Source organism: Kitasatospora sp. NPDC097691 (assembly GCF_040302665.1).
Classification (GTDB): domain Bacteria; phylum Actinomycetota; class Actinomycetes; order Streptomycetales; family Streptomycetaceae; genus Kitasatospora.
This window is the reverse complement of the sequence record NZ_JBEORY010000036.1, coordinates 14,456-26,944: the sequence shown is the minus strand read 5'-3', so window position 1 is coordinate 26,944 and position 12,489 is coordinate 14,456. Positions and strand designations below refer to the sequence as shown.

The window sequence follows — 12,489 nt, the reverse complement described above, 5'->3', positions numbered from 1 at the left end:
CCGGGCGCGCTGACGTCGCGCACCCGGCCTCCACGGTACGGCACGGCAACGGGCCCCAGCACACCCGCCGTACCCGAACGCCCTAGCTGATCTTCACCGGGTTCACCAGGTCGGCGACCATCACCAGCAGCGTGAAGCCGATGAAGATGCTGGCCACGACGTACGCCACCGGCATCAGCTTGGCGACGTCGAACGGGCCCGGGTCGGGCCGCTTGAACAACTGTGCGAAGCGGCGGCGGACCGCCTCCCAGACCGCGCCGGCGATGTGGCCGCCGTCCAGCGGGAGCAGCGGCAGCATGTTGAAGAGGAAGAGCGACAGGTTGATGCCGGCCAGCAGGTTCACGAAGAACGCGATCCGCTGGGTGCCGGGGATGTCGAGCGAGAAGACCTCGCCGCTCACCCGGGCGGCGCCGACCATGCCGATCGGCGAGTCCGGGTCGCGCGGGGCGTCGCCGACGACGGCGTTCCACAGCCCGGGGATCTTGCCGGGCAGGGCGACCAGCGACTTCACCCCGCCCTCGGCCATGTCGTACATCCGGTCGAGCGACTGCCCGAAGCCCAGCCGGACGACACCACTCGCCGGAGTGAATCCGAGGAACCCGGCCTGGACGGTCTGGCCCTTGATCGGGACGTTGTTCCCGTCGTACTTCTGGACGTCGTTGACGGCGATGGTCGGGTTGAGGGTGAGCTGCTGCCCGTCCCGCTGGATCACCACCGGGACGGTCTTCCCGGCCGACCGGCGGATGTCCGCCTGGAGCTGGTCGTAGGTGCCGATCCGGTCCCCGTCGAAGGAGACGATCTTGTCCCCCGCCTTCAGTCCGGCCTGCGCGGCCGGCGTCTGCGGGGCGCCCGCCGGGCAGTTGTCGGTCGGCTGGCCCGCCTTGACCACGCACTGCGCGACGGTGCTGACCGTCGGCACGTTCATGGAGACGCCGAAGCCCATCATGACGGTCAGGAAGAGCCCGAACGCCAGGATCAGGTTCATGAACGGCCCGGCGAACATGACGATGACGCGCTTCCAGGGCTTGCGGGTGTAGAAGAGCCGGTGCTCGTCACCCTCCTGGAGCTCCTCGTAGGAGGCCTCACGGGCGTCCTCGATCATGGTCCGCCAGGGCGAGCTGCTGCGCTTGGTGATCCGGCCGTCGTCGCCCGGCGGGAACATCCCGATCATCCGGATGTACCCGCCGAACGGGATCGCCTTGATGCCGTACTCGGTCTCGCCCTTGCGACGCGACCAGAGGGTCGGGCCGAAGCCGACCATGTACTGCGGCACCCGGATGCCGAACAGCTTGGCCGTGGAGAGGTGGCCGAGTTCGTGCCAGGCGATCGAAATGAGCAGCCCGATGACGAAGACCAGGATGCCGACCACCGTCAAAACCGTTGCCACCGCTGGTCCTCCGTCATGCCGCTCCGCTCATCGTCTCGTCCTACCGCTATCGACGCCGTCAGCATCGAGGCCGTCAGCCCGCCGCCAGCTCGCGGGCCCGGGCGCGCGCCCAGTCCTCCGCGTGCAGGACGTCCTCCACCGTCAGGGAAGTTCCCGAGGCCGCCGGCCGACCGTCGCGCTGACCGTGCTCGGCCACGACCTTGGCAACAGTGTCCACGATTCCGGTGAAGGCGAGGCGGCCCTTCAGGAATGCCTCCACACATTCCTCGTTGGCCGCGTTGAACACGGCCGGAGCGGTACCGCCCAGGGTGCCCACCTCGCGGGCCAGCTCCACCGCCGGGAAGGCCTCGTCGTCCAGCGGGAAGAACTCCCAGGTGGCGGCCTTCGTCCAGTCGCAGGCGGGGGCGGCGTCCGGCACCCGGTCCGGCCAGCCCATGCCCAGCGCGATCGGCATCCGCATGTCCGGCGGGCTGGCCTGCGCCAGCGTCGACCCGTCGGTGAACTCCACCATCGAATGCACCACCGACTGCGGGTGGACGACGACCTCGATCCGGTCGAACGGCACGTCGTACAGCAGATGCGCCTCGATCACCTCCAGGCCCTTGTTGACCAGGGTGGCCGAGTTGATCGTGACCACCGGGCCCATCGCCCAGGTCGGGTGCGCCAGCGCGTCCTGCGGGGTCACCCCGGCCAGCTGCTCACGGGTACGGTTGCGGAACGGGCCGCCGCTGGCGGTGACCACCAGCTTGCGCACCTCGGCACGGGTGCCGCCGGCCAGCGCCTGGAACAGCGCCGCGTGCTCGGAGTCCACCGGCACGATCTGCCCCGGCTTCGCCACCGCCTTCACCAACGGGCCGCCGACGATCAGCGACTCCTTGTTGGCCAGCACCAGCACCCGGCCGGCCGCCAGCGCGGCCAGCGTCGGCCGCAGCCCGATCGAGCCGGTGATGCCGTTCAGCACCGAGTGGCACTCCATCGCGGCCAGCTCGGTCGCCGCGTCCGGGCCCACCAGCACGGTCGGCAGCGGACGGCCCGCCGCCTTCGCGGCCAGCGCCTCGCGCAGCGCCGGCTCGGCCGCGGGGTCGGCCACGGCCACGGTGTGCACGCCCAGCTGCAGCGCCTGCTCGGCCAGCAGCTCCACCCGGCCCCCGGCCGCCGACAGGGCGACCACCCGGAAGCGGTCCGGATTGCGGAGCACCACGTCGATGGCCTGGGTGCCGATCGACCCGGTGGAGCCGAGGATCACCAGCTCCCGGGGGCCGGAGGGGTCCGCCACGGTGGGCGTGAAGCGCAGCTGCGGGTGGGCGAGCGAAGTCATGCGCCCATTGTGTCCTGTCCGCGACCACACCGGTCCCAGGCACCTCCCCCGTACTCCCCCGGGGCTTCCCGGGGCCTCCCGAGGCCTCCCGAGGCTTCCCCAGGACGATCCGGCACCCCCGGGCTACCGTCGGAGCCATGCGCACCGTCATCGCCGGGGGCCACGGACAGATCGCGATGGAACTGGAACGGCTGCTCGCCGCACGCGGCGACCGCCCCGCCGGGATCATCCGCCGCCCCGAACAGGCCCGGGACCTGATCGACGCCGGAGCCGAGCCGCTGCTGCTCGACCTGGAGGCCACCGCGGCCCCCCGGCTCGCCGAACTGCTCGCCGACGCCGACGCGGTGGTCTTCGCCGCCGGCGCCGGACCGGGCAGCGGCGCCGCCCGCAAGAACACCGTCGACCGCGACGCCGCCGTCCTGCTCGCCGACGCCGCCGAACTCGCCGGCGTCCGCCGGTACGTGATCGTCTCCTCGATGGGCGCCGACGCCGACGCCCACCACCCCGCCGACGAGGTCTTCGAGACCTACCTGCGCGCCAAGGGAGCCGCCGACGACGCGGTACGGGCCCGGACCACGCTGGACTGGACGGTGCTGCGCCCGGGGCGGCTCACCGACGGCCCCGGCACCGGCCTGGTCCGGCTGGCCCCCGCGGTCACGCACGGCGCGGTGGACCGGGCCGACGTCGCCGCCGTCCTGGCCGCCCTGCTGCGCGAGCCCGGCACCGCCGGACTCACCCTGGAGCTCGTCGCCGGGAACGCCACCGTCGAGGAGGCCGTCGCCGCCGCGGCCGGGCACGACGGCTGAACGCGCGCAGGGCCCGGTTCGTCGAACCGGGCCCTGCGTCAGCGGATCACTCGATCGATCGATCCAGCGGTCGATTCAGCGATCGAACCGATCAGCGGTCGAATCGATCAGGGACCGAGTCGATCAGAGGTCGAGGCCGGTCAGGACCAGCACCTTCTCGACCGTGTAGTCGTCCATCGCGTACTTGACGCCCTCACGGCCGACGCCGGAGTCCTTCACACCGCCGTACGGCATCTGGTCGGCGCGGTAGGACGGCGCGTCGCCGATGATCACACCGCCGACCTCCAGCTCCCGGTGGGCGCGGAAGGCGGTCTGCACGTCGTGCGTGAACACGCCCGCCTGCAGGCCGAACGCGGAGTCGTTGACGGCCGCGAAGGCCTCGGCCACGCCGTCCACCTTGTGCAGCGACAGCACCGGGCCGAACACCTCGGCCTTGGCCAGGATCGCGTCCTCGGGCAGCTCGGCCAGCACGGTCGGGGCGTAGGTCGCGCCCTCACGGGTGCCACCGGTCAGCACCTTGGCGCCCTTGGCGACCGCGTCCTCCACCCAGGACTCCACGCGCTTCGCGGCGTTCTCGTCGACCAGCGGGCCGACGTCCGTCGCGGAGTCGTTCGGGTCACCGGTGACCTGCGCCTTGACCTTGGCCACGACCTTCTCCACCAGCGCGTCGTACACCGACGCGTCGGCGATCACCCGCTGCACCGAGATGCAGGACTGGCCGCCCTGGTAGTTGGCGAACATCGCGATCCGGGTGGCCGCCCAGTCCAGGTCGGCCTCCGAGGACCAGTCCGCGAGGACCACGGCCGCGGCGTTGCCGCCCAGCTCCAGGGTGCAGTGCTTGCGCGGCACCGAGTCCATGATCTGGTAGCCGACCTTGTCCGAACCGGTGAACGAGATCACCGGCAGGCGGTCGTCCTGCACCAGCGCCGGCATCCGGTCGTTCGGCACGGTCAGGATCGACCAGGAACCGGCCGGCAGGTCCGTCTCGGCCAGGATCTCGCCCAGCACCATCGCGGACAGCGGGGTCGCCGGCGCCGGCTTCAGGATGATCGGGGCGCCGACCGCGATCGCCGGGGCGACCTTGTGGGCGACCAGGTTCAGCGGGAAGTTGAACGGGGCGATGCCCAGCACCACACCGCGCGGGAAGCGGCGCACCACCGCGAAGCGGCCCACGCCGCCCGGGTCGGTGTCCAGCCGCATGGTCTCGCCGTTGGTGCGGCGCGCCTCCTCCGCAGCCCAGCGGAAGACCGACACCGCGCGGCCGACCTCGCCGCGGGCCCACTTGATCGGCTTGCCGTTCTCGGCGGTGATCAGCTGGGCGAGCTCCTCGGTGCGCTCGGCCAGCCGCTTGGCCACGTGGTCCAGGGCGGCGGCACGCTGGTGCGCCGGGGTCGCGGCGAACACCGGCAGCGCGGCGACGGCGGCGTCCAGCGCCTCCTCGACCTGGGCCTCGGTCGGGATGCTCACCTTGCCGACCAGACGGCCGTCCCAGCTGTTGTGCACCTCGAAGTCGGCGTCACCGCTCGCCCGGCGGCCAGCGAGCCAGAAATCGTACGTGGTGGTCACCGTGGTACCGGCCCTCTCCTCGTCGTCGTACGGCCCGCACGGACGTGGGACCAGAACCCGAGGGTAGGTGCGTCGGCACGCCGACCGGATTGGCCGACTAGGAGCGTTCGGCTGCGAGGCCACTCCACCACGTCCAGCGGGGCGTCCGGACGGGCGTTCGGACCGACGTCCGGACGGGCCTCGGCTGGGCGTCCGGACGGGCCTCGGCTGGGCGTCCGGGCGGGTGTCCGGGCGGGTGTTCGGGCGGGTGTTCGGCAGGGCGTTCCGTTTCCGGCGGGCGTTCAACCGGGCGCTCAGCCGGGTGATCTACTCCTCGCCGGAACGAAGCGCCAGCCACAGCTCCATCCGCACGTCCGTGTCGTCCAACGAGCGGCCCAGCAGCTCCTCGACCCGCCGCATCCGGTAGCGCAGCGTGTGCCGGTGCACCCCCAGGTCCGCCGCCGCCGCGTCCCACTGACCGTGCCGGGACAGCCACGCCCGCAGCGAGGCCACCAGGTCACCGCGGGCCGTCCGGTCGTGCTCGCGCAGCGGCCGCAACAGCCCCTCCGCGAACGCCGTCACCGCGTCCTCCCCGAGCAGCGGCAGCAGCGAACCCGCGCCGACCTCCTCGTGGTCCACCGACCGGCGACCGCCGCGCAGCGCCACCGCCAGCGCCCGCTCGGCCTGCGCGTGCGCCGTCCCGGCCTCCTCCAACGCGGCCGGCGCCGACACGCCCAGCGACAGCCCCTCGTGCTCCTCCACCGCACCCAGGCACGCCCGGTGCACCGCGCCGTTGTCCAGCGCCAGCACCATCAGCCGCGGCCCGTGCGCGCCGTCCTCCCGCGCCACCAGCAGCTTCTCGCCCACCCGGGAACCCGCCTGCTCCGCCCGGTCGCCCAACTCCCCGACCGCCTCCGCGGCATCCGCGTTCCCCGCACCGGCCCCGGCCACCAGGACCCGTATCGTCCCCTCCGGCAGACCGCCGAACAGCCCCGCCGCCACCTGCCGGGCCGTCGCCACCTCACCGGCCAGCACCATCCGCAGCAGCGCCGCACCCATCCGCTCCTCCGCCTGCCGCAGCTCGCGCGAGCGCTCCAGGGTGAGGGTCAGCAGCGCCACCGCCGCGTTCAACACGTACCGCTCGGTCGGCGTGATCCGGTCCTCGGTCCCGACCGCGAGGAAACCCCGCGCCCGCCGGTCCGCCCCCAGCGACTGGACCACCACGTAGTCCTCGTCCGCCGTGTCTATCCCCGGTGCGCGCCCCTGCAGCGCGGCACTCGACGGCGCCGGCCGCCGACGCAGCCGGTCCACCTCCGCCGCCAGCCGCCCGGCCCGCCGCGCCGCCCAGTCCGGCGCCACCACCGACAGCGCGCCCGACCCGTCGTACAGGGCCGCCCAGCCACCCAGCCGCGCCGCCAACCGGCGCACCACGGCCGTCGTACCGTCCTTGCCCAGCGCCGCCCGGGTCAGCTCCTCCTGCGCCTCGAAGCTCGTCGTCACCGCCTCGTACTGCTCCGCGGCCAGCGCCGCCGACACCACCTTGCTGATCGCGATGAACGGCGTCGGCTCCGGCACCCGCAGCAGCGGCAGCCCCCGCTGCGCCGCCGCGTCCACCAACGGCTGCGGCACCTCGGTGTGCGACAACCCCACCCCGAGCCCCAGCCCCACCACCCCGGCATCGGCCAGCCGGTGCACGTACGCCTGCAGCTGCGCCGCCGTACGGCCCAGCTTGATACCGGTGGTGAGCAGCAGCTCGCCACCCTCCAGGAACGGCGTCGGGTCGTCCAGCTCACTGGTGTGCACCCAGCGGACCGGCCGCTCCAAGTGGTCCGCGCCGGCGAGAACCGTCAGATGGAGCGAGCTGTTGCGGACGACGGAGGCGAGTGTGGGGGGCATGGCACCTTCGGGGGATCGACCTGACCGCGCCATTGCGGCCGGGCGAGGAGAGGGGCGTGGGACTGGTGAGGGTCTCTCCCCTTCATTATGGACGCTCCGGACAACCGGCACTGCCGAATCCACCTCGAAGGCGACTTCCACCCCGTCCCCCCGACCCGCCCCGGGGCCCACCCCGGGCTCACCCCCGCAGGTCCACCAGCAACGGCGGCACCTGCTCCCCCGACACCGCCGTCAACGACACCACCGCATGCCCCGCCGGCAACGCGTGCGCCAGATCCGACGGCGACCACCGCAACCGCTCCACATCCCGCGTCGTCACCGACTCCGTCTGCGCCGTCGTCCCCGACAACGCCTTCCGCCCGACCCGCCCCGCCCGCCTTATCACCCCACCGGAGGTGTCGGGGGTGTGGGTGATCTCGGTTTCGTGGACGACGTGCGTGCCCCAGGCCTCGGAGAAGAACTTCCCGTCCCACGGAGCGATGCCGGGGAAGACCATGCGGCACCCGACGGCCCCGAAGAGCGGCGTCCTCAGCGCTTCCGGCAGGTCCATCAAGGTACGGAGCAGGAGCACCGCGCCCGCATTGGCGCCCCGCATTCGCTGGAGACCCCGGATGGTGTTCGCGTCCACGGCGGCGGACGCGTCGTCTACGACCAACCCGGCGAACAGCGAGCGGTCCTCGCGGGCAGCCGCCGCGACGACGAACTGGCCCACCACAAGACGCGAGAGGATCCGGGCAGCCTCCGGATGACTGCGCTCGGGCAGCTTCACCCGGACTCGCAATGGGTGATCGAGTGCCCGCATGGCGAAGGGCATACGCCCCGTACCGTCCGTAGCGAACGCCCCCGCAAAGGCCGGCCGATCGAGTAGTGCCAAGCGGTCCGCCAGCAGGACTCCCGGGTCGTCGGCTCGCTCTTGCTGCCGCTGCCGGAAGTCGAGGTCCCGCTCGTAGACGGCCAGCTGGCCCGCTGCCCGAAGGGCCTTGACCAGCGGCTCCATCACCTCCGGTTCTCCGGACAGCAGCGCCCGGAGCTCGCGGACTCCCGGGTAGCGCCCGTAAGCGGTGTGGAACGGCCCGACCACCTGTTGAAGGGTCGTCCGGGCGCTCTCCGCGCGCGCGATCAACTCGTCCGGCAGCAGCGCGTCGGCCAGCCTCGCGGCCGCCTCGTCCGAATCCTGAGTCGCTCCGTAGAGGTCCAGTCCGTAGATCGAACCCGGTTCGCCCGGCGCGATCACCACGTCGTACCAGGAGTCCGGGCCGAGGTCCGCGTCCGCTGCTCCCACCACCACCACGCACGCCGTTCCGGCCAGCGTCTGAAGACACAAGGCCTCCGTGACCGGTCTGGCGAGCCGCGCTGTCTTACCAGTCCCCGCAGGACCGACAGCGAGCAGCGACGTCCCCAGGACCGTGGGGTCCAGAGCGAATCCGGTCGACCGATGCCCGTGCGGGTTCTTCACGACGTCCTGGGTCGTGCCAAGGCGCACCTGTTGCAGCAGCAGGTCGTGCCACGCCTTTCGAGTCGCCAGGTCTCGAGCCTCCGACGGGTGGGAGAAGGCCGCTGCGCCTCGGGAGAGCACCTGATCGACGAAGGCAGGGAGGAAGACGGCATCCGCCTGGGCGGACTCCCATGCCCGCTGGATCCGGACGTAGTCGACGTCCCCGGTTTCCGCCCGGTCCAACTTCTCCGCCGCCGCCGACGCCCCACCCGACCGTTGGGCGAACCACGGGTCGGTGACCGACGCCGGTTCGGAGTGCACGAGCGGCCTGGTCGGAGCAGGCCCCTCATGGGTGATGGCACGAGCGAGGACCGGAGCGACATTCGTCCGCCACCCGGTTGGCGTGAGGAAACGCCGACCCACCTCTCGCCACCGACCGGTGCGCCAGAACACCGCGGCGGCGCAACTGATGGTGATCAGGTTGATGAGGATCTGCACTGCATTGAACTGTTCCGGCGACGTTCCGGCGAACCAACCGAGAAGCCCCACCGCCCACACCAGCACGAGCGTGCCGATGTAGTACGTAGCGACGGTCGCGACGAGATTCAACCCGGCGCGCCACAACAACTGTCCGGTGGGGACCTTCGACTCCTCCGCCTCGGTGGGGTCGATCCACTTGTAACCCTGCCGAAAGATCCCGGGCGCCGCATCCGGCCGCGGAATCGCGACCCACGCCGGGAGGTCGAAGGACGAGGAGGAGGCGCCGGGCCGCGGGTGGGGCAGGGGGGTCGGGGGTCTGGTGGTGGTGCGGTCGCCGTGGTGGTGTGACCCGTCCTGTGCCATGTACGGCCCCGCTCCCTCGCCCGCCCCGGCCCGACCGCCGTCGGTGCCGCCATACCCATGCCGCCGTATCGGCGACACGCCCGCGCTCAGGGTAGTGGAGCGGGGCCTGCGGGTAGTCGCGCAACCCGCGCTGGCCGTGCAGGACAAGTCGGACGGCGCACTGCTACCGAGTGGCGCATGCCTGGGTGGGGAGGGCGGCCTTAGCCTGCGAAGCACCGAGCCGAGAAGTCTGGAGAAACCCCATGAGCGCCGCAACGCCGCTCCCGCAGGAGCGCCGCCTGGTCACCGCGATCCCCGGTCCGAAGTCGCAGGAGCTGCAGGCCCGCAAGCTGGATGCGGTGGCGGCCGGCGTCGGCACCACCCTGCCGGTGTACGTGTCCCGTGCCAACGGCGGTGTGCTGGAGGACGTGGACGGCAACTCGCTGATCGACTTCGGCTCCGGCATCGCCGTGACCAACGTCGGCAACAGCGCCGAGGCCGTGGTGGCCAAGGCGAGCGAGCAGCTGGCCGCCTTCACCCACACCTGTTTCATGGTGACCCCGTACGAGGGTTACGTGGCTGTCGCCGAGCAGCTGAACGAGCTGACCCCGGGTGACCACCAGAAGCGCACCGCGCTGTTCAACTCGGGCGCCGAGGCGGTCGAGAACGCGGTGAAGATCGCCCGCGCCTACACCAAGCGCACCGCTGTCGTGGTGTTCGACCACGGCTACCACGGCCGTACGAACCTGACCATGGGCCTGACGGCGAAGAACATGCCGTACAAGCAGGGCTTCGGTCCGTTCGCCCCGGAGATCCACCGGGTGCCGGTGGCCTACCCCTACCGCTGGCTGACCGGTGCCGAGAACTGCGCCGCCGAGGCCGCCGCGCAGGCGATCGACATCATCAACAAGCAGATCGGCGCCGAGAACGTCGCCGCGATCATCATCGAGCCGATCCAGGGTGAGGGCGGCTTCATCGAGCCGGCCAAGGGCTTCCTGCCGGCGATCGTGGAGTACGCGAAGGCGAACGGCATCGTGTTCGTCGCGGACGAGATCCAGACCGGTTTCTGCCGCACCGGTCAGTGGTTCGCCTGTGACGACGAGGGCATCGTCCCGGACCTGATCACCACTGCCAAGGGCATCGCCGGCGGTCTGCCGCTGGCCGCCGTGACCGGCCGCGCCGAGATCATGGACGCCGCGCACGCCGGCGGCCTGGGCGGCACCTACGGTGGCAACCCGGTGGCCTGCGCCGCCGCCCTGGGCTCCATCGAGACCATGAAGGAGCTGGACCTCAACGGCAAGGCGCAGCGGATCGGCGAGGTCATGCTGGGCCGCCTGCGGGCGATGCAGGAGAAGTTCGACGTGATCGGCGAGGTCCGCGGCCGCGGCGCGATGATCGCCGTCGAGCTGGTGAAGCCGGGCTCCAAGGAGCCGAACCCGGAGGTCACCGCCGCGATCGCCAAGGCCTGCCACGCCGAGGGTCTGGTGGTCCTCACCGCCGGCACCTACGGCAACGTGCTGCGCTTCCTGCCGCCGCTGGTGATCCCGGAGCACCTGCTCACCGAGGGTCTGGACATCATCGAGGGCGCCTTCGCGCTCCAGGGTGTCACCGCCGCCTGATCCAGGCGCCACCTGCCCGCCGGAGGGATGTCCGGACAGCGCTGAACGGCCCGTGGGGACCTCTGGTCCGCACGGGCCGTTCGGTTGTGCGGAAGCCGTTCGCGGGCCCGGCACGGCGGCCGGGCATGATCGACGGGACGTCCCGGAGGTTGCCCGGCGCAGGGTGAAGATGATGTGCGGAATCGCTGAAGGCGCTCGGCGTGGAAGGGCTGTTGACGTAGTGTCATCACAGATGGACAGCGAGCCTCAGCCATTGGCGGAGCCGTCCGCGGAGCCGCCCTCGGTGGCGGGTCCGTGCGCGCCCCGCGAGGACAACCAGGCTGCCCCGGGAGGGGCGGTGCATACCGAAGGCCGATCGACCGACCGTCCGACCCACACCCCCCGGGGCGCGCGGAACGGCGATCATCAGAGCCGCCCCGGAGCTCTCCCCCCTGCTCCGGGGCGGCTGTCCGCTGTCCCGGACCGGTCTGCCCGGCTCTCCGCCGCCCCGGCACGGTCTGCCCGGCCGGCCCGGACGGCGCGGTCGTCGGCCGTGCCGGTGGTGGTGGCGGTGGTGCTGCTGGCGGTGTCCTGGCAGGTGGCGGTGGCCGGTCCGCTGCTCGGGCTGGACCGCTGGGTCCGCCGGGCCGTGCACACGGCCCGCCACGATGCCCCGAACGCGCTGCTCGACCACCTCGGCCGCGCCCTGTCGGACCTGGGCAGCAGCGTCCCGGCGATCCCGGCGCTGCTGCTGGCCGGCGCGTCGGCCGCGTGGTGGTGGCGCCGGGCCGGCACCGGTCGCTGGTGGCTGCCGCTGCCGGTGGCGGCGCTGACGTCGGGGCTGATCCCGCTGTTGGTGGTGCCGGCGAAGGCGGCGTTCGCCCGGCCGGGCCCGCTGGGGGATCCGCTGACGCCGGAGCAGTGGGGTTGGTACCCGTCCGGGCACACGGCGACCGCGGCGATCTCGTACGGGGTGGCGGCGCTGCTGCTGGCACGGGTGTCGGGGCCGCGCGCCGCCCGGGGGCTGACGGCGGGCGCGGCTCTGCTGGCGCTCGGCGTGGGCGCGGGGCTGGTGTGGAGCGACTTCCACTGGCTGCTGGACGTGGTGGCCAGCTGGTGCCTGGCCGTCCTGGTGTTGTGGCCGCTCGACCGGTGGCTGCCCCGCCCGGAGGCCGGGAGCCGTCAGGCCTCGGGGTCCTCGTTGCGGTGAACCAGGCCGGCCTCGCCGTTGTCGCGGTGCCACTCGACGACGAGCTCGTCTCGGGCGCCGAAGCGGACGAGGTGGCGGCCGACGACGTCTTCCAGACCGGGCAGGTTCTCGCGCTCGCCCTCGACGGTGAGCAGCAGCGCGTCGGGCTGCGCCTCCAGGGTGGCGGTGCCGGCACCGAAGACCAGCGTGCCGCGGCCGGTGTCCTCGGAGTAGGCGGCCTCGATCTTGCGCCCCATGTGGGCGGCGAGCTGCTTGGCGTAGCGGCCGGGGCGGTCGGTGGCGACGCGTGCGGTGGAAACGGGCATGGGCCCTCCAGGGTCGGGGAGGGAACTTAGGGCCCCCTCACTGGCGCCTACGCTAGCCCAGATACTGAGCTAAGCTCAACATATTTCCCCGACCGTCGTCGGCCGACCACACGGGAGCACCGGACCGGTCGCTACGCTTGGCCGGACACCAGCCGAGGAGACCGCCG

The 12,489-nt window shown here is 72.3% G+C and carries 9 protein-coding genes; 3 read left to right on the top strand and 6 right to left on the bottom strand.

What is annotated here, in order from left to right; all coding sequences use genetic code 11:
- Nucleotides 1-82: 82 nt before the first annotated feature.
- Both ABTY56_RS23920 and dxr read right to left on the bottom strand, forming a co-directional pair.
- The gene (locus tag ABTY56_RS23920; protein WP_350631056.1) at nt 83-1,387 is read right to left on the bottom strand and encodes a M50 family metallopeptidase; all 1,305 of its coding nucleotides are present in this window, start codon (nt 1,385-1,387) and stop codon (nt 83-85) included.
- Nucleotides 1,388-1,460: 73 nt separating this feature from the next.
- Nucleotides 1,461-2,705, bottom strand: coding sequence for a 1-deoxy-D-xylulose-5-phosphate reductoisomerase (dxr, locus tag ABTY56_RS23915; protein WP_350631055.1), 1,245 nt, complete (start codon nt 2,703-2,705; stop codon nt 1,461-1,463).
- 137 nt (nt 2,706-2,842) lie between these two features.
- Between dxr and ABTY56_RS23910 the strand changes: the two genes are divergently transcribed.
- Nucleotides 2,843-3,511, top strand: a complete 669-nt coding sequence (locus ABTY56_RS23910; protein WP_350631054.1) for an SDR family oxidoreductase — start codon at nt 2,843-2,845, stop codon at nt 3,509-3,511.
- A gap of 123 nt (nt 3,512-3,634) precedes the next feature.
- Here ABTY56_RS23910 and ABTY56_RS23905 read toward each other — a convergent pair whose 3' ends face one another.
- The 3 genes from ABTY56_RS23905 to ABTY56_RS23895 form a co-directional block, all read right to left on the bottom strand.
- Nucleotides 3,635-5,077 carry an aldehyde dehydrogenase family protein gene (locus tag ABTY56_RS23905; protein WP_350631053.1) on the bottom strand — a complete coding sequence of 481 codons (1,443 nt, stop codon included), beginning with the start codon at nt 5,075-5,077 and terminating at the stop codon, nt 3,635-3,637.
- A 306-nt stretch (nt 5,078-5,383) separates the two neighbouring features.
- Nucleotides 5,384-6,952: a PucR family transcriptional regulator gene (locus tag ABTY56_RS23900; protein WP_350631052.1), complete on the bottom strand. Its 1,569-nt coding sequence runs from the start codon at nt 6,950-6,952 to the stop codon at nt 5,384-5,386.
- Between the two features lie 178 nt (nt 6,953-7,130).
- Nucleotides 7,131-9,230 carry a type IV secretory system conjugative DNA transfer family protein gene (locus tag ABTY56_RS23895; protein WP_350631050.1) on the bottom strand — a complete coding sequence of 700 codons (2,100 nt, stop codon included), beginning with the start codon at nt 9,228-9,230 and terminating at the stop codon, nt 7,131-7,133.
- 242 nt (nt 9,231-9,472) lie between these two features.
- Between ABTY56_RS23895 and gabT the strand changes: the two genes are divergently transcribed.
- Nucleotides 9,473-10,828 (top strand): 4-aminobutyrate--2-oxoglutarate transaminase, encoded by a 1,356-nt coding sequence (gabT, locus tag ABTY56_RS23890; protein WP_350631048.1) that lies wholly within the window; start codon nt 9,473-9,475, stop codon nt 10,826-10,828.
- 532 nt (nt 10,829-11,360) lie between these two features.
- Entirely contained in the window at nt 11,361-12,017 is a 657-nt protein-coding gene (locus ABTY56_RS23885; protein ID WP_350631047.1) for a phosphatase PAP2 family protein, read from the top strand.
- On the opposite strand, the gene ABTY56_RS23880 is transcribed toward ABTY56_RS23885, so the two are convergent.
- Complete coding sequence (locus ABTY56_RS23880; RefSeq protein WP_350631045.1) at nt 11,990-12,322, bottom strand: DUF2218 domain-containing protein; 333 nt, start codon at nt 12,320-12,322, stop codon at nt 11,990-11,992. The genes ABTY56_RS23885 and ABTY56_RS23880 overlap by 28 nt on opposite strands.
- Nucleotides 12,323-12,489: the final 167 nt, after the last annotated feature.

Bases quoted from the DNA above. Each gene is read 5' to 3' on its own strand.
- ABTY56_RS23880 (WP_350631045.1), bottom strand. From the start codon at position 12,322: ATGCCCGTTTCCACCGCACGCGTCGCCACCGACCGCCCCGGCCGCTAC.
- dxr (WP_350631055.1), bottom strand. From the start codon at position 2,705: ATGACTTCGCTCGCCCACCCGCAGCTGCGCTTCACGCCCACCGTGGCG.
- ABTY56_RS23910 (WP_350631054.1), top strand. From the start codon at position 2,843: ATGCGCACCGTCATCGCCGGGGGCCACGGACAGATCGCGATGGAACTG.
- ABTY56_RS23895 (WP_350631050.1), bottom strand. From the start codon at position 9,230: ATGGCACAGGACGGGTCACACCACCACGGCGACCGCACCACCACCAGA.
- gabT (WP_350631048.1), top strand. From the start codon at position 9,473: ATGAGCGCCGCAACGCCGCTCCCGCAGGAGCGCCGCCTGGTCACCGCG.
- ABTY56_RS23900 (WP_350631052.1), bottom strand. From the start codon at position 6,952: ATGCCCCCCACACTCGCCTCCGTCGTCCGCAACAGCTCGCTCCATCTG.